Origin of the sequence: Delftia sp. WSY_22 (assembly GCF_043104185.1) — a bacterium.
GTDB classification, from domain to species: Bacteria; Pseudomonadota; Gammaproteobacteria; order Burkholderiales; family Burkholderiaceae_C; genus Comamonas; species Comamonas tsuruhatensis.
Genome location: NZ_JBICKN010000050.1, coordinates 30,587 through 54,952, shown reverse-complemented (window position 1 = coordinate 54,952; position 24,366 = coordinate 30,587). Strand labels below are relative to the sequence as shown.

Genomic DNA, 24,366 nt, shown 5'->3' with positions numbered 1-24,366 from the left:
TCCCTCAACGGTTGGTGGCGCCGCCGTGGCCGCACGCATCGGCGCACATTGTGCCCGTACTGGCCATGCGCGCCGTGCCGGCCGCACGCAGCGCGGTGATCACGGGCAGGGCGGCGGCCGCCGCCACCACATGCTTGAGGCTGTGGCCGGACACCAGCCCGCCGGTGGCCTCGAAGACGGCCGCATCGCCCCACTCCAGCAGCTTGGCCGCGCCATACCAGGCGATCACCATGCCCAGGCGCAGCGCCAGCGCGCCATGGCGCGGCGCCACGCAGGCCAGGCCCAGCACCGCCAGCATGCCGCCGCCCTGCACCAGCACCCAGGGCAGCAGGTTGCCGCCATGCAGCCAGACCAGCACCGAGGCCACGGCGGCGACCAGCATGGCCACCGCGGCGCGCACGGCCACGCGGTCGGCAATGCGCGATTGCAGCGCCAGTCCCAGCATGCCGGCAAAGGCCATGGACATGCCCAGCCGGTCGCCGGCCAGGGTGGCATCGTGGGGGGCCCAGTGGTAGACGGACGAGCCTATGGCCGAACACGCCAGCCCCGTGAAGAACAGCGCGGCCAGCCAGCGCAGGGCCGGCGCCAGCGCCTGGCTACGCCGGTCCAGCAGCAGGCGCGCCCCCGTCACGGCAGCCCAGGCAAAGCCCAGGTTGCTGAGCACATCCAGCGCATGGGGCAGCGGCCCCCAGGCGCGCTGGTCGGCAAAGGCGTGAAAGTCCTGGGGCTGCGGCACTGCAGGGCCAATCAAGGCGGCCAGCAGCAGCAAGGCGGCGCCCCAGTACAGCGCGCGCAGGGCGGCGGCCGGTGAAATCAATGTGGATGGCATGTGTTGCTCCTCGTGGAAAGTGGCGCGGAGTGTGGCGAGCCACCGGCCCTTCCAGCATCGTTTTTCTGCACCCGCCGCGCAAACCAGCACCTCGGGTATCGATAATCGCTACCCATGAGCACCACTGCCGACCTCGTCATCGCCCTCAAGAAGGAACTCAAGGCCGCCCAGATGACCTATGCCGACCTGGCGCGCGCCCTGGGCATGGCCGAGTCCAGCGTCAAGCGCATGCTGGCCAAGGGCGACATGCCGCTGTCGCGCATCGATGCCATCTGCCGCGCGCTGAGCCTGGACTTCGCCGACCTGGCGCGCCGCGTGGCCGACAGCCAGCCGCTGCTGCAGGAGATGACGCCCGAGCAGGAGAACGCCGTGGTCGCCGACCGCAAGCTGCTGCTGATGGCCATCTGCGTGCTCAGCCAGTGGACGCTGGAGCAGATCGTGGCCACCTACCGCATGACCGAGGCCGAAGGCATCCGCTACCTGGCCCAGCTGGACCGCATCGGCATCATCGAGCTGCGCCCCGGCAACCGCTACCGGCTGCGCCTGGCCAAGACCTTCCGCTGGCGCGCACGCGGGCCGGTGATGGAGTACTTCCGCGAGAACGCCGTGCTCGACTATTTCGGCGGCGGCTTCGACCAGCCGGGCGAGGGCATGCTGATGGTGCACGGCTCCATCGGCCGGCATCTGGCGCCCAGCTTCGTGGAACGCATACAGCGGCTGGCCCATGATTTTTCCCAGCAGCACCTGCAGGACCAGCGCCTGCCGCCCGGCCAGCGCGAGGGCTACACCCTGGTGCTGGCCATGCGCAGCTGGGAATTCACGGCGTTCACGGCCCTGAGAAGAGGCACTGTCTGACGGCGGCTGCAGGACGGCAGCCTGCGCTGCAGCGCCTGGCAACAAGGCTTCACCAAGGCGATACACAAGATTGCAAGACTTCGCGTCGCGGCAACCCGGGCTTGACGCAGCACTCGCACCATGCAGTCATGGATTCCCGTCACAGGGACTCCAGCCCGATGAACCAAGGACAAGGAGCCGCCATGATTTCCCTTCGCACACCGCTGATCGCCGCGACCGTGGCCCTGGCCGGATGGGCCGGGACCGCGCAGGCCCAGGCCAACGTGACCTACGCGGCGCCGGGTGCCGCCATCTCTGTGCAGTTCGGCGCGCCGCCCCCCATGCGCTACGAGGCCGTTCCGGCACCGCGCCGCGGCTATGTGTGGGCGCCGGGCTACTGGCGCCCGCAAGGCCACCGCCATGCCTGGGTGGCCGGCCACTGGGTCAAGGCGCGCCCCGGCTATGTGTACCGCCAGCCCGTGTGGTCGCAGCACGGTGGCCGCTGGGGCTACGCACCCGGCCGCTGGGACCGTGACCGCGACGGCGTGCCGGACCGCCATGACCGCCGCCCCAACAACCCCTACCGCCATTGAGAGGCGCCTGCGCCCGGCATGAAGCCCGCCCCATCGGCGGGCTTTTTGCTGAGCGCTGCGGCCATGCCCACACTGGCTTCATACCAACATATGCATATAAAAGTGGCTCATTAAGTTCTCAGGAAAATATGGGAATTGATTCACCGGATTTCCCTGCACACCATGCGCCCCTCGCTTTTCCGCTCCTGGATTCCCGCCGCCGCCGCGGCCCTGGCCGTCCTCGGCTCCACCGCAGCGGTGGCAGCCGATTCGGCGGCTTCGTGGCCGCACCAGCCCGTGACCATGATCCTGGGCTTCCCGGCAGGCTCGGGCGTGGACGTGATCGCGCGCGGCGTGCAGGAGCCGCTGTCCCAGCGCCTGGGCCAGCCGCTGATCATTGACTACAAGTCGGGTGCGGCCGGCAACATCGCCAGCGAGATCGTGGCGCGCGCCAAGCCGGACGGCTACACGCTGGCCTTCGGCACGGCGGCCACGCACGGCAGCAATGCCGCGCTGTACAAGAAGCTGCCGTTTGACGTGGAAACCGACTTCGTGCCGGTGGCGCCGCTGATCGATGTGTCCAACGTGCTGACCATCAATCCCAACGTGATCAACGTCAGGAACCTCAAGGAGTTCGTGGACGAGATCAAGGCCAACCCCGGCAAGTACAACTACGCCTCCACGGGCAACGGCGCGGGCACGCACATGGCCTTTGCCGAGTTCAATGCGCGCCTGGGCCTGAACATGGTCCACGTGCCCTACAAGGGTGGCCCCGAGGCCATCACCTCGGTGCTGCGCGGTGAGACCTGCTGCATCATGAACCAGGTCCAGACCGTGCTGCCGCACTACAAGAGCGGCAAGGTGCGCCTGCTGGGCGTGACCACGGCCAAGCCCGTGGAAGTCATCAAGGAAGTGCCCACCATCGCCTCCAGCGGCCTGACGGGCACCAAGGGCTTCGACAGCTCGATCTGGTTCGGCATCTTCGCGCCCAAGGGCACGGACCCGGCCATCGTGGCCAAGCTCGGCCAGGCCGTGCGCGAGGTGCTGGAGCTGCCCGAGGTGCGTGCGCGCTTCGAGTCCCAGGGCAATGCCATCCGCATCGAAACGCCCGAGCAGTTCAAGAAAACCGTGCACAACGACCGCCTGAAGTGGGCACAGGTGGTCAAAGACGCGAAAATCAGCATCGATTGATGCCGCGCGCGCCCGCTGGCCCTGCCCCGCTGGCGCGCCTTTCCTCGTGAGTTCCTGGTGAGTCTATGTCCCTGACCGAACCGGCAGCCGCGGCCCCTGCGGGCCTGGCTGCCCTTGAAGAACGCCTGCGCGACGACCTCGTCGCCCTGGGCTGGCCTGCCAAGGCCTGGATTCCTCCCTCCACCCGCGACGGCCAGCCCGTGCACGATGTCCTGGTCATCGGCGCCGGCCAGGCCGGCCTGGCCCTGTCGGCCGCGCTGTCCCAGCTGGGCATCGCGGCCGTTTTGCTGGACAAGGCCCCGCTGGACTTCGAAGGCCCCTGGGCCACGACGGCGCGCATGGAAACCCTGCGCTCGCCCAAGGAGCTGACCGGCCCCGCGCTGGGCCTGCCCTCGCTGACCTTCCGCGCCTGGTTCATCGCCCAATGGGGCCGCGAAGCCTGGGCCGCGCTGGACAAGATCCCGCGCCTGCAGTGGATGGACTACCTGCGCTGGTACCGCCGCGTGATGCGCTGCGACGTGCGCAACGGCCACCAGGTCACCGCCATCCGCCCGCAGGCCGACGGCACGGTCGAGGTCGATGTGACGGCCGATGGCGCCTCGCACACTTGGCTGGCGCGCCGCGTGGTGCTGGCCACGGGCCGCGACGGCCTGGGCGGCCCGCAGATCCCCGCCTTCATGCAGGGTGTGGACCGCAGCCGCTGGGCGCACTCCTCCGACGTGCTCGACTACGGCCGCCTGGCCGGCCTGCACGTGGGCGTGGTGGGCGCGGGCTCGTCGGCCATGGACAGCGCGGCCACCGCGCTGGAGAACGGCGCCGCCAGCGTGGACCTGCTGGTGCGCCGCAGCGACCTGCCGCGCATCAACAAATCCAAGGGCTCGGGCACGCCCGGCCTCACGCACGGCCAGTTCCTGCTGCCCGACGCCTGGAAATGGCGCATACGCCACTACATCAACGTGCAGCAGGTGCCACCGCCGCACGGCAGCACGCTGCGCGTCTCGCGCCACGCCAACGCCCACTTCAACCTGGGCTGCGCCGTGCAGAAGGTGGAGCAGGCAGGCGACAAGCTGCGCGTGAGCACGCCGCGCGGCGTGTTTACGCTGGACTTCCTGATCGTCTCCACCGGCTTTGCCATCGACTGGCGCCAGCGCCCCGAGTTCGCCGACCTGGCGCCCCATGTGCGCATCTGGAGCGACCGCTTCGTGCCCGAGGCGGGTGCCGAGGACCAGGAACTGTCGGACTCGCCCGACCTGGGCCCGCTGTTCGAGTTCCAGGAAAAGACGCCCGGCGCCCTGCCCGGCCTGGACCATGTGCACTGCTTTTGCTATCCGGCCGCGCTGTCGCACGGCACGGTGTCGGGTGATATCCCCGCCATCAGCGACGGCGCGCGCAAGCTGGCCCAGGGCCTGGCCTCGCTGTTCTACCGCGAGGACCTGGAACACCACTACGCCCAGCTGCAGTCCTATTCCGAGCCTGAGCTCGACGGCAGCGAATGGACGCCCGCCGACCCCGAAGCCCGCGTGCGGGCCCTGGCAGACAAGACCTGAGATACCCATGACCACCGCCAACGACACCATCGACCGCCTGGCCGGCCTGACCGACCAGTCCCCCGTTTTCGCCACGCGCCGCCAGCGCGACAAGGTGGCCATTGCCACCCAGGCCTGCGAGGACCTGCTGCTGGGCGACGGCCTGGCCGACAGCCTGTCGCGCGCCGAACGCCTGGTGCTGGCCAGCGAGCAATGCCGCGTCAGCGGCGTGCAGGCCCTGGCCGATGAATACCGCCAGCGTGCCGAATCCCTGGGCGACGCCCTGACGCCCGCGCTGCACACCGTGCTGACCCAGCCCGGCGCCCAGACCGGCAACGCCCGCCTGGATGCGGCCCTGCACTTTGTGCGCACCCTGGCCCTGCACCCGGCCGAAAGCGACCGCACCGCGCTGCTGGCCATGCCCGAGTCCGGCCTGTCCATCGACGACACCGTGCTGGTGGCCCAGCTGGTGGGTTTCATCGCCTACCAATTGCGCCTGTTCGCGGGCGTGCAGGCCATGGACGCGCTGGGCGGCCAGGCCAGCGCACCGGCTGCCGAAGCCGCCGCCGCACCCTTCGTGCACCCCGCCAACCTGCCGCCACCGGGCGAGCCGCTGCGCCGCAACGGCTACACCAGCGAGACGCTGGACTGGACGTCCTGGCTGCCCGTGCTCGACCCCGCCACAGCCACGGCCGAGCAGCAGGCCGTGCTGGACCTGAGCCACCCCAAGGCGCGCACGTCGGACTTCTACCTGCTGCTGGCCCGCCAGCCGCGCGTGCTGTCGGAGCGCTCGCAGGCCTTCAACGCCATCATGTACGCGCCCGGCGGCCTGTCGCGCGCCGAGCGCGAGGTGGCGGCCACGGCCGTCTCCCGCTCCAACGGCTGCGTGTACTGCGCATCGGTCCACGCCCAGCGCTTCGAGCAGCTGGCCAAGCGCAACGATGTCATGGCCCAGATGTTCGACGACCCGGACACGGCCGGCACCAATGCGCGCGAACGCGCCATCATCCAGTCCTCGCTGGCGCTGACGCGCGCGCCCGGCAGCTTTGGCTCCGCCCAGCTGCAGCCGCTGCGCGATGCCGGCCTCACGGACCAGGAAATCCTGGACATGCTGCATTCGGCCGCGCTGTTCGGCTGGGCGAACCGGTTGATGCTCAATCTCGGGAAGGAAAAGTACATCACCCCCTGAGGCGCTTACGCGCCTTCCCCCTCTCTCGCTACGCGGGAGGGGGACGACAGCCTCGCTGCGGGGCGGCCCTTGCTTGCTGTCCCCTGCTTTGGGGCCGCGCCGGTTTTATCCGCTACGTCCAGCATGCGCACCACGTTCAGTACACATCTCTTCTGTAACGGCCTTCGACGATCAGGTCTTCGACGGCGGTAGCGCCCAGGATGTCGGCCAGCGCGGCATCGACGCCTGCGGCCATGCCGTCGGCGCTGCCGCAGACGTAGAGCACGGCGCCGTCGGCGATCCAGTCGCGCAGGGGTTCGGCGGCTTCGCGCAGGGCATCCTGCACGTAGCGGCGCCGGGCCTGGTCGCGGGAGTAGATGAAGTCGGCGCGCTGCAGCTTGCCTGCGGCCAGCCAGCCGGAGACCTCGGCCTCGCAGTACCCGTCATGGGCCCGCTGGCGTTCGCCGAACAGCAGCCAGTTGCGGTGGCGGCCTGCGTGCATGCGCGCCAGCAGGTGGCCGCGCAGGCCGGCATAGCCGGAGCCGTTGCCGATGAAGATGGCCGGAGCGTCGGGCTCGGCACCTGCCTCTTCACGCGGCTCGAAGGCGCGGTTTTCCACCAGTCTCATGGCCACGGAGGTGCCCCGGGCCGCATGCGCCGTCAGCCAGCCCGACGCCACGCCCAGGCCGCCGTCATGGCGGGCCTGGCGCACCAGCAGCCGCACATGGCCGTCCTGCGGCAGCGAGGCGACCGAGTAGCTGCGCGGCAGCAGGGGCCGCAGCGCATCGGCCACGGCCTGGGGCGCGGTGCCGGGGGCGATGTCGCCCGGGGCCGGCAGCACGCTGGCGGCCAGCGCCTCGGCCAGCGTGCAGGTCTGCTGGCGCCATTGCACGGGGGCCGAACCATCACATTCCTGGACGGCCAGCCAGGCCTGCACGGTGGCTGCGCCATGGCGTGGCAGCACCTCGGCCAGCGCACCAGCCCGCCACAGCGGGGCCACGCCTTCGGGCGGTGCCAAGTCCAGCACATAAAGCCCTGCGCCCTGGCTGCCCGCGTTGCACAGGCTGCGCGCCTGCAGCGGCCATGCGGCAAAGGCCGTGGCATCGGCAAGCGGTTCCGCCGAAGACGCAGGCAGGGCATCGCACACGGGCAGCACGGCGCCGAAATGCCCTGCCAGCGCCTGCTGCCAGGCATGCCAGGCCTGGGTGTCCTCGCCATCCATCTCGATCAGCGGAAACACGGGCTGTGCGCCCAGGCGGCGCAGCTGGTGGTCCAGTGCATGGCCAAAGCCGCAGAAGGCCGCGTACTGCCGATCGCCCAACGCCAGCAGGCCGTATTGCAGGTGCGGCAGGGCCGAGCCCGAGGCCGCGCCCAGCAGGCGGGCAAAGCGGCGCGCGGCATCCGGCGGGTCGCCTTCGCCAAAGGTGCTGGCCACGAAGAGCACGCGCCGGTGGTGGCGCAGTTGCTCGGCATCCAGCGCCGCCACGGATTGCAGGCTGGCCGCCATGCCCGCCCCCCGCAGCGCAGCCACGGTGGCCACGGCCAGGCGCTCGGCGCGGCCGGCCTGGCTGGCGAAGGCGACCAGCACGGTGTCCTGGCCTGCAGGCGCGGACGGTGGCGGGTCCGCCATCAGCGCCTGGCGCTCCTTGGCCAGGGCGCGCGCCTTGCGCCGGCGGTCCAGGTAGAGCATCCAGCCCGTGATGGCGAACAGGGGCATGATCAGCGAGGCCAGCGTCATGAAGATGCGCCCCGGCATGCCGAAATAAGTGCCCATGTGCAGCGGGTAGATGGCGCCCACGGCGCGGCGGCCCGTGGGCAGGTCGGCATAGCGCTCGTCGCGCTGCACCGTGCCATCGGGCAGCAACGCCATCTGGTTGCGCGCGCGCTCATGGGCGGCATCGGCATCCAGCCAGCTGATCTGCAGGGGCTGGCCCGCGCGCTCGGGCAGGCGCAGCTGGGCGAACTGCCAGCCATGGGCGATGCGCTCGAAGGCGGCCCAGCCGGGCGCGATGTCGATGGGCTGCTGCGCGCCAGCCGGCTCAGGCCGGCCGCCACCGGGTTTCGAGGACGGCGCCGCGGGAGCGGCCACACGCGGCGGCACGCCGGCCCAGCCATCCACCGTGCTGCGCACCACGCCAAAGGCCCAGTACATGCCGGTGCAGGTGAACACCACATAGGCCACCAGGGCCCAGGTGCCCGCCACCGAGTGCAGGCCCCAGAGAAAGGAGCGGCCCTTGAGCGCCGGGTCGAAGGTCAGCCAGGTGCGCCAGGACAGCGGCCGGCGCGGCCAGCGCAGGTACAGGCCCGACAGCGACAGCATCAGCAACAGGCCGGCCAGGGTGCCCGTGATCGGCTTGCCGTCATCGCGCGGCAGCAGCAGCCAGCGGTGCAGGCGCTCCACCCATTCGAAGAACTCCGTGCCGTGTTGCTCGGGCAGCTGCGCGCCCGTGTAGGGATCGACAAAGACCGTCTGGCCCCGGCGCTGGCCGGCCGGTGGCTTGAAGGCCACCTGGGCCGAGCGGCCGGGCTCGGCAAAGACGGTGATGCGCTGGACCACGCGCTGCTCGCCGGCCTCGCGCAGCGCCTGCGCAATCTGCGGCGGCCCCAGCGGTGGGTCATCGCGCGCAGGCACGGAGACAGTGCCGGGATTCAGCCAGCCCAGGATCTCCTCATGGAACGAGAACACCGCGCCCGACAGCCCGATGACGATGAGCACCATGCCGGCCGTAATGCCGACGAACCAGTGCAACTGGAACCAGATTTTCTTGAAAGTCATGGGGAGCAGGCGGCGGCGTTCAGCGGTCCATCACGGTGCGCAACGGAACATCAGGACAGAACGGTGCATGGAAGGCAGGCGTGCAGGAATGAAGGGGCCAGGCGCCTGTGCGTCGGCCGGGACCCAGGGATGCAAGGCACCCATCAGCGCGAAATTCTAAATTGTTCTCATTTACGGCGTGTTGCACGCGCGATAGGCCCGCAAGGCGGCCTGGGGTTTCGTGCAGGCTTGAGCCGCCGGGATGCAGCGCCTCTACCCAATGGAAATCGCCTGCCGAAACAGGTTCGGCAGGCGATGGTTCAGCGCCTCTTCAACCGTGTGTCAACCGCGTCTACGGCGCAGATTCCACAGGCCTGCAGCCAGCATCAGCAGCATGGCCATGGCGAGCATGCGCGGTTCGAGGGCAGGGATCGGCCGGGCACCCGGTGCCGCCCCCACACGCGCCGGACCGCTGGGATCCACGATCACGCCATTGGCTGCGCGATCGCCATCACCCTGGCCGCCATCGGTGACCACCACCGAGGTCGTATTGCCCGACACCACCGCACCCGCAGGCTGATACCAGGAGTCCGCCGCCCCTGCGGACGCTGGACCGAACTTCCAGTACGCCATGCCGGTCACCGGCCCCGGCCAGGTGACGCTGACCGTGATCGAGCTGCTGGGCGTACAGCCACGGGCCACGAAGTGCACATTGCCGTACGGGAAGCTCAACTGGCCCGGCGCACCCGCCGCAGCAGCGACGAAGGACGACTGCGACACATCGAACCCGCAGCCCGCGCCACCACCGCTCAAGGTCGCCGTGGCATTGCCTGCCCCGGTGGCTGTCGGACCCGTGAAGGTCTTTCCGAGCACGTTGAGCGAAGTCGTTGTGGCAGGTCCGGTATTGCCATTGCCTGGATTGGTCTGGGTCGCGCTGATCGTGTGCAGACCCGGCGTCGGCAAGCCGCCGCTTGGCGTGCAGCTCCACGTCTGATCGGCCGCGACGATTGCCGTACACAGTGTCGTCGAGCCATCCTTCACCGTGATCGTGTAGCCCGGCGTGCCGGTGCCGGAAATCTGCGGATAGCCTCCCACCGTGGTCGGCGAAACGGTCAGCGTCGGAGCCACCGGCACCTGCGTGCTGGGAGTGACCGGCGTTGCTGGTGTCGATGCACAGTTCACAGTGCAACCGGCCGTCGGATTGACAGGGCTGATGCCACCCGACGGATCGTAGGAAGCCGTATTCGTGCTCGAGCCCACAGCCGTCGGCACAGCCGGCAGGTTGAAGCTGCTGTTGCTGCCAGCTGCCACCGGGGTGGTGAAGCTCACCGTGCAAGACAGGATCGCCGTGCCATTGCCCACGAAGGGGAAGGTATTGGGCGTGCAGGTCGCGCTGGCCACATTTGCGCCGGTCGGCACGCCCGTGATGCTGATGCCTGCCGGCACCAGGTCCTTGATGGTCACGCTGGTGGCGGGACCGAAGGCACTGGCAGCGTTGGACACGGAGAACGCGTAGTTGAACGCAGTCCCCACAGCCAAGCTGCCGGGGTTGGCCTTGGTGACCGTCAACGCTGGCGTGCCAGGCGTCACCGGAGTCACCGGTGTGGAAGCGCAGTCTGTCGTGCAACCGGCCGTCGGATTGACGGGGCTGATGCCGCCCGACGGATCGTAGGAGGCCGTGTTCGTGCTCGAGCCCACAGCCGTCGGAACAGCCGGCAGGTTGAAGCTGGTGCTGCCACCCGCTGCGACCGAGGCCGTGAAGTTCACCGTACACGTCAGCACGGAGCTGCCATTGCCCGCAAACGGGAAGGTATTGGGCGTGCAGGTCGCACTGGCCACGTTTGCACCAGTCGGCACGCCCGTGATGCTGATGCCTGCCGGCACCAGGTCCTTGATGGTCACGCTGGTGGCAGGACCGAAGGCACTGGCGGCATTCGCTACCGTGAAGGCGTAGTTGAACGGCGTGCCCACAGCCAAGCTGCCAGGGTTGGCCTTGGTGACCGTCAACGCAGGCGTGCCAGGGGTCACCGGCGTGGAAGGCGTCGATGCGCAATCCGTCGTACACCCCGCCGTCGGATTGACGGGGCTGATGCCGCCCGACGGATCGTAGGAGGCCGTGTTCGTGCTCGAACCCACCGCCGTGGGCACAGCCGGCAGGTTGAAGCTGGTGTTGCCACCGGCCGCCACTGCCGCAGTGAAGTTCACCGTGCACGTCAGCACGGAGTTGCCATTACCCGCAAACGGGAAGGTGTTGGGCGTGCAGGTCGCACTGGCCACGTTCGCGCCGCTCGGCACGCCCGCGATGCTGATGCCCGCAGGCACCAGGTCCTTGATGGTCACGCTGGTGGCAGGGCCGAAGGCACCGGCCGCATTCGCTACCGTGAAGGCGTAGTTGAACGCCGTGCCCACGGCCAGACTGCCAGGGTTGGCCTTGGTGACCGTCAGCGCAGGCGTGCCAGGCGTGACCGGAGTCACCGGCGTGGAAGCGCAGTCTGTTGTGCACCCTGCCGTTGGATTGACGGGATTGATGCCACCCGACGGATCGTAGGAAGCCGTGTTCGTGCTCGAACCCACCGCCGTCGGCACAGCCGGCAGATCGAAGCTGGTGGTGCCACCGGCTGCCACTGCCGCCGTGAAGTTCACCGTACACGTCAGCACGGAGCTGCCGTTACCCGCAAACGGGAAGGTATTGGGCGTGCAGGTCGCACTGGCCACGTTCGCGCCGCTCGGCACGCCCGCGATGCTGATGCCCGCAGGCACCAGGTCCTTGATGGTCACGCTGGTGGCGGGACCAAAGGCACTGGCCGCATTGGACACGGAGAACGCGTAGTTGAACGGCGTGCCCACAGCCAGGCTGCCGGGATTGGCCTTGGTGACCGTCAACGCTGGCGTGCCTGGCGTCACCGGAGTCACCGGTGTGGAAGCGCAGTCTGTCGTGCACCCTGCCGTCGGATTGACGGGGCTGATGCCGCCCGACGGATCGTAGGAAGCCGTGTTCGTACTCGAGCCCACCGCCGTCGGAACAGCCGGCAGGTTGAAGCTGGTGCTGCCACCGGCTGCGACCGAGGTCGTGAAGTTCACCGTACAAGCCAGCACGGAGCTGCCGTTACCCGCAAACGGGAAGGTGTTGGGCGTGCAGGTCGCGCTGGCCACGTTCGCGCCGGTCGGCACTCCTGTGATGCTGATACCCGCAGGCACCAGGTCCTTGATGGTCACGCTGGTGGCAGGGCCGAAGGCACCGGCCGCATTCGCTACCGTGAAGGCGTAGTTGAACGCCGTGCCCACGGCCAGACTGCCAGGGTTGGCCTTGGTGACCGTCAGCGCTGGCGTGCCAGGCGTGACCGGAGTCACCGGCGTGGAAGCGCAGTCTGTCGTGCAACCCGCCGTCGGATTGACCGGGCTGATGCCACCCGACGGATCGTAGGAAGCCGTGTTGGTGCTCGAACCCACCGCCGTCGGCACAGCCGGCAGATTGAAGCTGGTGGTGCCACCGGCCGCCACCGGCGTGGTGAAGCTCACCGTGCAAGACAGGATCGCCGTGCCATTGCCCACGAAGGGGAAGGTATTGGGCGTGCAGGTCGCGCTGGACACGTTCGCACCGCTCGGCACGCCCGTGATGCTGATCCCCGCAGGCACCAGGTCCTTGATGGTCACGCTGTTGGCAGGACCAAACGCTCCAGCGGCGTTGGACACGGAGAACGCATAGTTGAAGGGCGTGCCCACAGCCAGACTACCGGGGTTGGCCTTGGTGACCGTCAACGCTGGCGTACCAGGCGTGACTGGAGTCACCGGTGTGGAAGCGCAGTCTGTCGTGCAACCGGCTGTCGGATTGACGGGGCTGATGCCGCCGGACGGATCGTAGGAAGCCGTGTTCGTGCTCGAGCCCACCGCCGTCGGCACAGCCGGCAGATTGAAGCTGGTGGTGCCACCGGCCGCCACCGGCGTGGTGAAGCTCACCGTACAAGTCAGCACGGAGCTGCCATTGCCCACGAAGGGGAAGGTGTTGGGCGTGCAGGTCGCACTGGCCACGTTCGCGCCGCTCGGCACGCCCGTGATGCTGATGCCTGCCGGCACCAGGTCCTTGATGGTCACGCTGCTGGCAGAACCGAAGGCACTCGCCGCATTCGCTACCGTAAAGGTGTAGTTGAAGGGCGAACCTACGGCCAGGCTGCCCGGGTTGGCCTTGGTGACACTGAGGTTCACCACGCTCACAAAATGAATTTGTGCGGCGCTTGGCGAATACGCGTTTGCTCCCACGGTGAACGTGCCACCCAGGGTTCCTGCAGGAATGCTGGTGGCGATGCTGTAGGTACCACTTGCTGTACTGGTGGCAGTGATCGAGCAGATGCCCAGAGTTGTGCCGCTTGTTCCAGTGGTGCAAGTGGCTGACGCGCCGTCCGCGCCACCGTTCAGCTTCACGCCGGGGGTACCGGCGAAGGTGACGACCTCGCCGCCCTTGGGGTTGCCACCGGCATCGCGCACATATGCTTCCACCACATCGGTTGCCGTGCCATTTGCCGCCGCGTTGTCGCTCACGACACGCAGGCCCGAATTGCTTGCCGAGGCATTGCCGGCGACAAAGGCCATCGATTGCGGGCTGTTGCCGATGGCAACCGCCCCCACCGTGGCGGCAACCGAGTAAGTCGATGCGGTCACGCTGGTGAACGACACCGAGCAGGTCGCCGCCACACCGGCAGTCGTGCAGCTGGCGGTGGCAGGAGAGGCTCCGGCAGGCGTCACGCTGAAGTTCACGGCAACGCCAGTGACCGGATTGCCGAACGCATCCTTGGTGACCACGGAAACGACGTCCTGGCCGCCGCCGGCTGCCTGGTTGTTCACATCGACCGACATGGTCGAATTGGCGGGATCGACGGCACCTGCCGTAAAGACATAGGCAGCCGTAGTGCCGTACGTATTGCCGCCGGAGCTGATGCCGCTGCCGCTCAATGCGCCCCCCGCGATGCTTGCGCCGGAAGCGTAGGAGCCCGCGACGGTTGTCCTGGCGGTGACCTGGCAGGTACCAGCCGCATTGGTGGTGCAGGTACCGCTGAAGGTGATGTTTGCGGTGGGAGAGAACGTGACAACGCTTCCGGCCACCGGATTGCCGTTGACATCTCCCACAAACGCTTCAAGCACATCCGTCGCCGAGCCATTGGCCGTGGCCGGACTGCTGACGGTACGCACCCCCGACCTGGCGGGGTCGGCGGCATTGGCCGTGAAGTTGATCACGGCCGGACTGCCATTGGCCACGCTCTGGGTGGTGGTGCCGTTGTTGTCCGTGGCTGTGAAGCTCGCCGCACTCGCGACGGTGGATGTCACCGTGATGGAGCAGCGCGCTGGATTCGCATTGGCCGCAATCGTGCAGGAAGTTGCCGACGGCGTGCCGGCGCCGGTATGGACAAAGCCGATGGTGTGGGCAACCGTATCGACGGTTGCATTGCCATTGGCGTCCTGCAGTGCGACGGTCACCGTGCCGGTGCTCGTACCGTCGGCCATCACCGAGAGCGGTGTGGCACTGAGCAGATTGCCACTGGCTGTATTGCTGGGCGGCCCGGCAATGAAGTTGACCGATACCGGACTGCCATTGCTCACGGCCTCTCCGTTGTCCGTTGCCGTGAAGCTTGCGGTGCCGACCGTGGCCGATTTCACCGTCACGGAGCAGGTGGCCGGATTGGCGTTGGCCGCGATCGTGCACGTGGGTGCGGCCGGCGTGGTCGTGCCCACGCCCGTTTTGGTGAAGACAATCGTGTGCGCCACCGTATCCGTGGCGGGATTGCCATTGGCATCGCGCAGGGTCACGCTGATCGAGCTCGTGGCAGTGTTGTCTGCGACAACGCTGAGCGGACTGGCACTGATCAGGTTTCCATTCGCGCCATTGCTGGGCGAGCCGGCCGTGTAGTTCACCGCAGCCGTAGCCGTGGCGGCCGAGCCATTGATGGTGAAACCAAAGGTGCCGCTGCCGACTGCGGTAGGTGCCGTGACGGTGGCCGTGTACACCCCTGCGCTGCACGCCCCCGCGCCGACCGCGGGCGAGCCCTGTGTTCCACCGTTCAGCGTGAAGGCCACCGTGTTGGCACAGGTCGCAATCGAATTGCCTGACGCATCCTTGAGCTGCGCCGTCAATGTGCTGGTTGCAGTGCCATTGGCAATGATCGAGGTCGGACTCGCAACGATGGTCGAGGCGCTGGTACTTGGCGGACCCGCCGTGTAGCTCACTGAAGCCGTAGCAACTGCGGCAGAGCCGTTGATGGTGAATCCGAAGATCCCGCTGCCGACCGCCGTGGGCGATGTGACGGTGCCCGTATAGATGCCGGCGGTACACGAGGCCGCGCCCACACTCGGCGTTCCCTGCGTTCCGCCGTTCAGGGTGAACGCCACCGTGTTCGTGCACGTGTTGATCGGATTGCTGCTGGCATCGACCAGTTGCACGCGCAGCACGCTGGTGGAGCTGCCGTTGGCCACGATCGATGCCGGAGTGGCGACTATCGTCGATGCACTCGTGCTCGGCGTTGCGGCCGCATAGGAGACCGTTGCGGTGGCAACAGCCGCAGCCCCGTTGATGGTGAACCCGAAGGTGCCGCTGCCGACCAGCACCGGCGATGTCACCGTCCCCGTGTACATGCCGGCACTGCAGCCCGTGACGCTGACGGCAGGAACGCCTTGCGTCCCCGCATTGAGGGTGAAGGCCACCGTATCGGTACAGGTGGAGACAAGGTTGCCTAACGCATCCTTCAACTGCACGGCCAAGGTGCTGGTGGAGACGCCATTGGCCGCAATCGATGGCGGACTCGCGGCGATTTCAGAACCGGTCGTGCTGGCCGGGAGCGCGGTGAAGCTGTAAGCAACCGGCGAAGGCTGATAGGTCACTGCGCCAGATACCGGACTTCCACCCAATGGAAGATTGGAGAACGTGGCACCAGCGACTGACGACGACAAGGTCACGGGGGTGGCGAACGTTCCGGCGACACTGCTGCTGGCATTGATGGGAGACGCGCACTTTCCGCTGGAGTCGGTCGTGCAGCTGACTGCGGCGGAGCTGCCATTGAACGTGACACCTGCAGGCGGCGCTGCGAAGGTAACGGTGTCACTGCCCCCCGTCCAGGCATTGCCTTGGCCGTCAACAATGTAGACCTCCAGCAAGTCGCTGCTGCCGACAGGTTGATTGTTGGTCGTCGCCAGAACGCCGGATTTCAGGGCACAGGGAAAACCGGTGACGCTTGCAGCCGTTGAAAGCTGCGAGGTCTGGGCTCCACCGGAATTGCTGTCCGTCACTGTGACCCGCACCTGGCCGCTGAGATACGAAGGAACGGTCAGCGTTCCCGAGGCTCCGGCCATGGTCCCTGAGCCCAGATAGACCTGCGCATCGTTGACGCCCGCGCCGGTCGGCGACCAAAAGGCTTCCACCGTATACGGTGCCGGCTCGCTCGCATTGGCATTTGCCGTGATATTGAATGTCCAGGTGCAGGCGGCGGTGTCACTGGCGCCAACGCCAAGGGTCGGGGTCCATCCGGTTTGTCCATTGGCCGTCGTCAGCAAACTGATACCTGAGTTTGCAGCCACAGGCACGGAAAACAGCGTGTTCTGAGAAATCTTGAAGAAATCATGCGTAGTGATACGAATGGCACTTCTCGACTGGCTTGTCATCTTGTTGTTGCCAATCAACCCTGGTGCCGTACCCGTCCCACTAATATTCAACCCGTCCCCGCCGCCAGTGAAATTGTTATCGGTCACCGTCACTACCTGCGTCGTGCCTGAGGCTGCCGTATTCACCGTTGGTGCCGACACATGCATTGGCGATGAAGCGGTATAGGCGGCAATAGGCAGCGAGAAGGTATTACCCGTCACGGCAAGACCAATTCCATTGCCCAGGTTGATCGTTCCATCAACCGACACCACGGCCCTGGGCGCATTTCCACCAGTCGGGCTCAGTGCGATATTCGAATCTTTGATCGTCAATCCGTTGACGGTCATGTTCGACATGACCTGGAAGAACTGCTCGAGCTGCATTCCCCCGATAGGGTTGGGCAGATTCGTTACCGTGAAATTATCGACAACAATGTTGGAAACTGTGCCTGCACCGTTGCTTGCGGCAACGGAAATAGCCGAGCCCTTGTTATTGCCGTAATTTCCATTCCATATCGCGGAATTGATCGTGCTATTGGTAAAGAATACGTTTTGTGCGCCTTGATGAATCTCCGCGTACAGCTCGCAGTTGAACGGCGTCCCCTCTCCCGCAGGGGTTGGCGCCACATTCACCAGGCCGACGCGGTCAATGGTGACATTGTTCGCCGGGGAGCCAACGACGAATACCGCTTCGCCACAGGTCATGTTGGGCGAATTGGTGAGCGTGATGTTCTTCCCACCAAGATAAAAAGTTTCCCAGGGGGAGTCCGCCCAGTTCTGGACTTGTATGACTCCCCCGAAATCGATGGTCAACGAGCCCGTGCCGGCTGGCACGGTGCCTTTGAGCCAGTACCAGGCACCGCCGCCACCAGTGGTGGTCGTCGAATCGCCGCCGCTGATCATCTGGCTTTGACCACAGGCATTGGTGGCTCCCGTCACGGCGCCGGACTGGGCTCCGCTGATGAATGTATTGGCACAGCGCACGTAAACCGTCTGATTGTCGACATACGGATGGAGGTTTCCCGCCGCATCCTTGGATGTCCCGCTCTGTATGGTCCGTACCGACGTGGTCAGTGTCGGCGCAAAGACGATGGAAACATCGGCACTCGGATCCAGCGTTTGCAGCGTGTAGTTGGCTGCCTGAATGGCCGCTCGCAGCGTACATGCGCCAGCAAAGGTGCCCCCCAGCGTGCTGACACAGGTGGTTGGTGTCGTTGCATTGGCATTGGGAGCATCGCTGTTGTCGGTGACCGTGAAGACGATGGTCGCCGCCAGTGCCGTGGATGAGATACCCGCGCATGAAAGCAGCAGCAAAGAGAAAAGGCACTTCGCTGCACGCCACTTGCGAAAAAATGCCGAACCAGGCAGGCGATTGAGAGCATGCATGATATTCCCCGTTTTCTCAAGGAGATATGACAGGAAAATGATTTTCCCAATGGCAATGGCCATCAGTTGTACCCAGCGCATTTGCATCGCCGTACCTCGAATAGTTCTATTTGAATCACGAGCCCACAACTCACCTTGCAGCCGGTGAGTTTGGAAGCAAAATTTTTCGCGCAGATCCTGCGCGTCAATCAAAAAAAGGCGGATTTCCATCAACGCTTGCGCGCTGCTCCACTGCCTATTGAGCGGACACACCTTCAGTCGGGTTTGCGACGCAAAACATTCCTCCCTCGACAAACCATATTCACCGTGCTTGTATTTTTTCAGTGATGGACCAGTTTCCATGGACCCGCACCTGTGCAACGGTAAGTCGCCTATCAGACATATATACAACCCATGGTTAACCCATGCAGGTCCAATCGACCAGAACAAGCACTGACAAACCACTGCACATATCGATAGGCTAAATCATGTTTTTTTCTATTTCAATAGTTTTTTTACATGAAACCGGAGACACGTACCAGCGCTACGAGGGAGGCGCTTGAGCGATCTAGGGAATACCCTGAATCAGCCACACCACATACAGGTAACTGGTGGTATCCCCAATACGACTGGAGCTGGCTGCGCAAGCCCCATAGAATCGCCCCTGCAGGAGAGCAGGCGGGCGCCACGGTGCCGAGCCTCACCGAAGGCGCAAACTCCCATACACGCTCAGGTTCCGTACTGCAAACACAACATGCCGTCTGGAGAGCCGCCGCACGCAATGTGCGGCGCACCGAAGGAGCAAGCCCCGTTCCCATGGACGGCGGTGAATCTCTCAGGTACCAAGGACAGGGGGAGCGGCAGCTGCGTCACGACGGACGCCGGCTGCCTGCTATCCAGACCATAGCGGCCAGCTTTCGCGTGACCCGGCACATGCCTTTGAAAGGGCATCGTCATGCGCGTCATCGTTCTCGGAGCCGGTCTGATCGGCACCACGTCGGCCTACTATCTGCAATCCCTCGGTCATGAAGTGACCGTCATCGACCGCCAGGCCGCGCCCGGCGCCGAAACCAGCTTCGCCAACGGCGGGCAGATCTCGGTCAGCCATGCCGAGCCCTGGGCCAACCCCGGCGCACCGCTGAAGCTGCTGGGCTGGCTGGGCCGGCAGGATGCCCCCCTGCTGTTCCGCCTGCGCGCCGACATGCGCCAGTGGCTCTGGGGCCTGTCCTTCCTGCGCAACTGCACGCCCGCGCGCACGCGCCACAACATCCAGCAGATCGTGCGCCTGGGCACCTACAGCCGCGAGGCCCTGCAGCAGCTGCGGTCGGACACCGGCATCCAGTACGAGCAGCGCACGCAGGGCATCCTGCACTTCTATACGAACGCCCGCGAGTTCGAGGGCGCGCTCAAGCCCACCGAGCAGATGCAGGCCCTGGGCTGCGACCGCCGCCTGATCGATGCCGACGAGGCCGTGCGCCTGGAGCCGGCCCTGGCCCATGTGCGCGGGCAGATAGCGGGCGCCACCTATACGGCCGAGGATGAATCGGGCGACGCCAACCTCTTCACACGCGAGCTGGCGCGCATCGCCGCCGCCACGGGCGTGCAGTTCCGCCAGAGCCACCACGTGACGGCGCTGCGCACCACGGGCGCGGGCGCCAGCCGCCATATCGACCATGTGGAGGTGACCAATGCCGAGGGCCGCTATGAACGCATCCAGGGCGACGCCTATGTGCTGGCCATGGGCTCGTTCAGCCCGCTGCTGGCCCAGCCGCTGGGGTTGCGCCTGCCCATCTATCCGGCCAAGGGCTACTCCGTGACCCTGCCGGTGCTGGACCCCGCCAAGGCCTATCAGGTCAGCCTCACGGACGACGAGTTCAAGCTGGTGTTCTCGCGCTACACGGGCGCGCAAGGCGACCGCCTGCGCATTGCGGGCACGGCCGAGTTCAACGGCTACGACCGCAACCTGGACCCCGTGCGTTGCGAGGCCATCGTGCGGCGCGTGCAGCAGCTGTTCCCCGGCGCCGGCGATACCGGGCGCGCCCAGTTCTGGAGCGGCCTGCGCCCCGCCACGCCCAGCAATGTGCCGCTGATCGGACGCTCGCCCATCGCCAACCTGTTCCTGAACACCGGCCACGGCACGCTGGGCTGGACCCATGCCTGCGGCTCCGGCATGGCGCTGGCCGACCTGGTCAGCGGCAGGCAGCCGGCCGTGGATTTCGATTTTCTGGGAGCCGCAGCCATGGACCCGGATCGCAGCGCAGGCACGGTGCGCCCGCGCGCGGTCTGAGGTGCAGACGGTGTGTACCGTGTGTACGGCGTGTACGACGCCTAGGCAGTGAACACCGTCAACACCCCGGCGAAGCGGTGCAGGCGGGCGTCCATGATCTCGGCTTCGGCAACGAAGCCGATCAATGGCACATCGCCCAGTGCGTGGCGCAGGGTGCGCAGTTCGGCATCGGGGCCGCCGAACAGGCCGCCGCCGCGGCCCCGGCAACTGATGTAGATGGCGCCACGGATGCGGGGCTGTGCCTCGCCTTCGGGCACCGCCTCCTCGGGCTCCGCCGCATCGCGCAGCGCAGCGCCCAGTTGCAGCAGTTCCTGGCGCGCCACCTGGGCCTGGCGGCGGCAGAAGATCACCGAATGCCCGGCCTCCACGGCCGAGGACAGGGCCACGCCCTGGCGCAGCGGGTCCAGGCCAACCAGGGTCAGCACCTGGGCCTCTTCGGTCAGCACGCCGTGGGCCAGGCCCCGGCCCGGCGGCGCAATGGCCGCCAGCGTGGTGCGGACCGTGGTCAGCGCGGGCTGCCAGTCGCTGCCTTCCAGCTCCACGCCCAGCAGTTGCAGCAGGCGCTGCAGGGCCGGATCGCCATCAAGCCCGGTGACCAGGGCGCCGCGCGCCTCGGTGATCTCCAGCCCCTCGCCCAGCGGCACGCAGCCCTGGGCCATGCCCGTGATGCAGGGCACGCCGGCACCGAAGGCCACGCCTGAAAAGCCACCACGAAAAATGCCGCGCGCGTCCGCATGCTGCGCATGCAGATCCTCGGTACGGCAGGCGATCTGCACGCCCTCCACGCCATCTTCCCCGTCATCGCCCACGCCGCCGAACAGCAGGCCGGACTCGGTGCGCTCGGACAGCTCGTACAGCAGCTCTGCCAGCTCGGGCTGGCCGCCTGCGGCATGGACCAGGGCCGAATGGGCGGCGAAGCCGGCCTCGCCGCCAGGCGCATGCAGGGGCGCCAGGCCCGAATACAGGCGGTAGTGGGCGGCCGGTACATCCAGCAGCATCACCGCGAGCGCGGTTCCTGAAAGGTACTCATGCGACATGGCCAGAACGCCGCCGGCCGAGCAGCCGGCCCAGTCCGCCACATGGGGCAGGGCCCTGGCCAGATGCTGCAGCAGTGGCCGTGCGTGGGCGGCATGCGCATGGGACAGGTACACCAGTCCCAGACGGGGCCGCTGCGCGTGGCCGGGCCCGGCCATCTGCAAGCGCAGCTGCTGCAGCACCGCGTCGGCCGCGGCGCGCCAGTCGGAATGGCTGGCATGGCCTACAGGAAACAACGACATACCAACCTTCTTTCTAGCCCCGCCAGCACCCGGCTTGCGGGTGGCTGGGGCCTTGCGCATCCATGGGTCCGGCCCGATCGGTCAACGCGCCGGCCGGCTCTTGGCTGCCGGCTTGCTGGCGGCCGGCGCCTTGGCTCCAGCCTTTGCAGCGGTTTTCCTGGCAGCCGCTTTGGCGGGAGCCTTGGCAGCGGTCCTGGGGGCTTCGGCCTGCGCCGCAGCCTTGGCCGCCGGCTTCGCGGACGGCGCCTTGGCAGGGGAGACCGCCGCCGCCTTGCCCGCCTGCGCAGCAAAGGCGCTGGCCTGTGCCGCCATGCGGTCCATGGTGGCCTTGGCCAGGTCACCGGCCATGCCGGTGGCGCGCTGGGCGGCCGCCACGGCCTCCGGGGCCATGGGCTCGGCCATGGCCTTGGCGGCGATCTGCTGGAATTGCTGGGTCAACGCGCCCCACCACTGCATGGCCTGGCCCATGGCGGCGGCCTGGGCGGACTCGTCCTTGGGCGCCGCAGTCTCCGCGGCTGCGGGTCTGTCGGCGGCCTTGCCCGCCTCGGGGGCTGCAGGCGGCGCGGCAGCGGCCTGTGCGGGCTCGGGCTGCGGCTTTTCCTTCTTGCTCGCCCGGCTGGCGGCCGAGGACATGGGCCAGTCCGAAAGGTCGCCCTGCCCCGCGCTGGCGGCGCCCTTGGCCGCAGCGGTGGCCGCGGCGGTTGCGGCTGCAGGGAACTGGAAGGCCTGCGCCAGCTCGCCCATGCTGACGTTCATGCCCTGCAAGGTGGACAGCGTCATGCGCTGCACTTCCAGGGCCTGGATGGTGGCGGCCAGCGCCTTGCCGTTCTGGTCGAGCCAGAACTGCACGGCTTTGAGTTCGGTGATGCGCTTGTCCACCTCTTCGATGCTCACCGTGGGCGCCACCCATTCGGGCAGGCGCCCCAGGGGCCGGGCGGTGGCCGATCCTGCACTCTGGGCCAGGCCCTGCAGGAAGTCGAAACCGGGGATGAACTTGCCGAAACCGAAGGAGGACGCATCACTCATGGCAGCACTCGCTAGGACTGGGTTGGAAGAACATGCCGGTGAAGCACACCGGCCATGCGCTCAGCTTAACCCAGGCACACGCCAAGTCCATCGCAAGTCATGCACGGCCCGCTGCGCACAAACCCGGTGGATGACAAAAAGCTCAGTGGGAGTGGCCGGCATGTCCGCCGTGTCCGCCATGCGCGCCGCCCTGCGCAGCCGATGCCGCACCTGCGCCGGGCGCCATGGCGCGCACGGGGACCTGCAGGCTCAGGCGCGAGGTCTCGCCCTTGGCGTCCTTGAACACCAGGGTGATGGGTACCTGACTGTCCTTGAGCAGCGGGCTCTTGAGCTGCTGCAGCATGACGTGGTAGCCGCCGGGCTTCAGATCCACGGCCACGCCCTTGGGCAGGTCCAGGCCGTCGATGGCGCGCATGCGCATCACATCGCCTTCCATCTTCATTTCATGCACCTCGGCCACGCCGGCGGCGGGCGACTCCACGCCCACCAGGCGCAGCGGCTCCTCGGCCGTCAGGCGCATGAAGGCGCCCGTGGCCTGCTGGCCCGGCACGCTGGCACGCGCCCAGGCGGCGTCGGCCTTGACATGGGCCGCATCGGCATGGGCATGGGCCAGGCCCATGGACAGGGAGGCGGCGATCAGGAAAGGGGTGGTCCATTGACGCAGTGTCATCACGGTTTCTCCAGAAATTTCAATGCATAGCGGCACGGTCTTCGTGCCTTGCAAAAAGGGTTGGCCAAGCGAAGGAAGCGGGAGTGAATCCGGGAGTCACCGGGGCGGGGCGCGGGCCTGGGGCAGGGCCGGCATGGCCACGCTGTGGACGGAGGCCGGGTGCGCCCGTGGCTGCGCATCTGCCACCAGCGGTGCCGGGGCCGCACTGCACCGGGCGGGCGGCGGCGCCAGCGGGGGCAGGCACAGCGGGCAGTCGATGCCGTGGCTGCCGGCAAGGGCATCGTCCTGACCGGCCGGCGAGGGCACCCAGACCGATTCGCCAGCGGCCGAGCACAGGCGCTCCCAGCCCGAGGCGCGCGCCAGCGGCGCAAACGCCGATGCCAGCGCCACGCACAGCCACAGGCCCAGCGCCCAGCGGGCGCAGGCAGCCAAGGTGGAGGGCAGGCGAAGCGGCATGGCGTCATTCTAGGGGTCTGCCCCAGGACGTCATGTCCGTGACCCCGCCAGGCCCTGCCCGCCCCTACCATCGCAGGCGCATCCCCCAGCCCTCACCAACACCCTAGGAGACACCCATGCTCACCCTGTGCGGATTCGCGGCCAGCAACTACTACAACAAGGTCAAGCTGGCCCTGCTGGAAAAGCAGCTGCCCTTCAACGAGGAACTGGCCTGGCTGGGAGAGACCGACATGGCGCTTTCTCCGCTGGGCAAGGTGCCCTACCTGCGCATCGACGACGGCCGGGGTCTGTGCGAGTCGGCCGCCATGGTCGAGTACGTGGAGACGCTGTCGCCCTCGCCGGCCCTGCTGCCGGCCGACGCCTTCGAGGCCGCCAAGGTGCGCGAGCTGTGCGTGTACCTGGACCTGCACCTGGAGCTGGTGGCGCGCATCCTCTACCCGCAGGCCTTCTTCGGCGGCCAGGTCAGCGACTCCACCCGGGAGCGCACGCTGGCCCAGCTCGACAAGAACGTGGCGGCCTTCGCCAAACTCGCGCGTTTCTCACCCTTTGTGGCGGGCGACAGCTTCACGCTGGCCGACTGCTGCGCCATCGTCCACCTGCCCCTGGTCAGCGCGGCCAGCAAGATCGTTGGCGGCCGCGACGTTCTGGCCGACCTGCCCGTGCGCGAGTACCTGGCACGCATGGCCGAGCGGCCCACGGTGCAGCAGGTCAATGCCGACCGCAAGACCAATACGGCGCTGATGATGGCCCGCTACGCCAGCGACAAGACCCCGGCCTGAGGCGCGGG

The 24,366-nt window shown here is 67.3% G+C and carries 14 protein-coding genes and 1 riboswitch; of the genes, 7 read left to right on the top strand and 7 right to left on the bottom strand.

The window, feature by feature from the left end:
* Nucleotides 1-4 precede the first annotated feature (4 nt).
* Complete coding sequence (locus ACF8NF_RS22075) at nucleotides 5-829, bottom strand: hypothetical protein (RefSeq protein WP_133073643.1); 825 nt, start codon at nucleotides 827-829, stop codon at nucleotides 5-7.
* Between the two features lie 114 nt (nucleotides 830-943).
* Here ACF8NF_RS22075 and ACF8NF_RS22070 point away from each other — a divergent pair, with 114 nt between their 5' ends.
* From ACF8NF_RS22070 to ACF8NF_RS22050, 5 genes are all read left to right on the top strand, one after another.
* Nucleotides 944-1,684, top strand: coding sequence for a helix-turn-helix transcriptional regulator (locus ACF8NF_RS22070; RefSeq protein WP_012202467.1), 741 nt, complete (start codon nucleotides 944-946; stop codon nucleotides 1,682-1,684).
* A gap of 182 nt (nucleotides 1,685-1,866) precedes the next feature.
* Entirely contained in the window at nucleotides 1,867-2,256 is a 390-nt protein-coding gene (locus ACF8NF_RS22065) for a YXWGXW repeat-containing protein (protein WP_016450353.1), read from the top strand.
* A gap of 162 nt (nucleotides 2,257-2,418) precedes the next feature.
* Nucleotides 2,419-3,426 carry a tripartite tricarboxylate transporter substrate binding protein gene (locus tag ACF8NF_RS22060; RefSeq protein ID WP_017406536.1) on the top strand — a complete coding sequence of 336 codons (1,008 nt, stop codon included), beginning with the start codon at nucleotides 2,419-2,421 and terminating at the stop codon, nucleotides 3,424-3,426.
* Nucleotides 3,427-3,491: 65 nt separating this feature from the next.
* Complete coding sequence (locus ACF8NF_RS22055) at nucleotides 3,492-4,973, top strand: SidA/IucD/PvdA family monooxygenase (RefSeq protein WP_392451285.1); 1,482 nt, start codon at nucleotides 3,492-3,494, stop codon at nucleotides 4,971-4,973.
* Between the two features lie 7 nt (nucleotides 4,974-4,980).
* Nucleotides 4,981-6,141 (top strand): CMD domain-containing protein, encoded by a 1,161-nt coding sequence (locus ACF8NF_RS22050; RefSeq protein WP_392451284.1) that lies wholly within the window; start codon nucleotides 4,981-4,983, stop codon nucleotides 6,139-6,141.
* 136 nt (nucleotides 6,142-6,277) lie between these two features.
* Here ACF8NF_RS22050 and ACF8NF_RS22045 read toward each other — a convergent pair whose 3' ends face one another.
* Together ACF8NF_RS22045 and ACF8NF_RS22040 are read right to left on the bottom strand one after the other, a co-directional pair.
* Entirely contained in the window at nucleotides 6,278-8,896 is a 2,619-nt protein-coding gene (locus ACF8NF_RS22045) for a PepSY domain-containing protein (RefSeq protein ID WP_392451283.1), read from the bottom strand.
* A 321-nt stretch (nucleotides 8,897-9,217) separates the two neighbouring features.
* On the bottom strand, nucleotides 9,218-18,226 hold the full coding sequence (locus ACF8NF_RS22040) for a beta strand repeat-containing protein (RefSeq protein WP_392451282.1): 9,009 nt from the start codon (nucleotides 18,224-18,226) through the stop codon (nucleotides 9,218-9,220).
* A gap of 388 nt (nucleotides 18,227-18,614) precedes the next feature.
* A riboswitch (glycine riboswitch) is annotated at nucleotides 18,615-18,725 on the top strand.
* Nucleotides 18,726-18,818: 93 nt separating this feature from the next.
* Here ACF8NF_RS22040 and ACF8NF_RS22035 point away from each other — a divergent pair.
* A complete protein-coding gene (locus ACF8NF_RS22035) occupies nucleotides 18,819-20,150 on the top strand; it encodes a D-amino acid dehydrogenase (protein WP_392451281.1) in 1,332 nt (443 codons plus the stop codon).
* A gap of 41 nt (nucleotides 20,151-20,191) precedes the next feature.
* On the opposite strand, the gene ACF8NF_RS22030 is transcribed toward ACF8NF_RS22035, so the two are convergent.
* From ACF8NF_RS22030 to ACF8NF_RS22015, 4 genes are all read right to left on the bottom strand, one after another.
* Nucleotides 20,192-21,427: an FIST N-terminal domain-containing protein gene (locus tag ACF8NF_RS22030; RefSeq protein ID WP_392451280.1), complete on the bottom strand. Its 1,236-nt coding sequence runs from the start codon at nucleotides 21,425-21,427 to the stop codon at nucleotides 20,192-20,194.
* An 81-nt stretch (nucleotides 21,428-21,508) separates the two neighbouring features.
* The gene (locus ACF8NF_RS22025; protein WP_209672390.1) at nucleotides 21,509-22,453 is read right to left on the bottom strand and encodes a PhaM family polyhydroxyalkanoate granule multifunctional regulatory protein; all 945 of its coding nucleotides are present in this window, start codon (nucleotides 22,451-22,453) and stop codon (nucleotides 21,509-21,511) included.
* 142 nt (nucleotides 22,454-22,595) lie between these two features.
* Nucleotides 22,596-23,123: a copper chaperone PCu(A)C gene (locus ACF8NF_RS22020; protein WP_016450406.1), complete on the bottom strand. Its 528-nt coding sequence runs from the start codon at nucleotides 23,121-23,123 to the stop codon at nucleotides 22,596-22,598.
* Between the two features lie 96 nt (nucleotides 23,124-23,219).
* On the bottom strand, nucleotides 23,220-23,579 hold the full coding sequence (locus ACF8NF_RS22015; protein WP_016450405.1) for a hypothetical protein: 360 nt from the start codon (nucleotides 23,577-23,579) through the stop codon (nucleotides 23,220-23,222).
* 116 nt (nucleotides 23,580-23,695) lie between these two features.
* Here ACF8NF_RS22015 and ACF8NF_RS22010 point away from each other — a divergent pair, with 116 nt between their 5' ends.
* Entirely contained in the window at nucleotides 23,696-24,358 is a 663-nt protein-coding gene (locus ACF8NF_RS22010) for a glutathione S-transferase family protein (RefSeq protein WP_016450404.1), read from the top strand.
* Nucleotides 24,359-24,366: the final 8 nt, after the last annotated feature.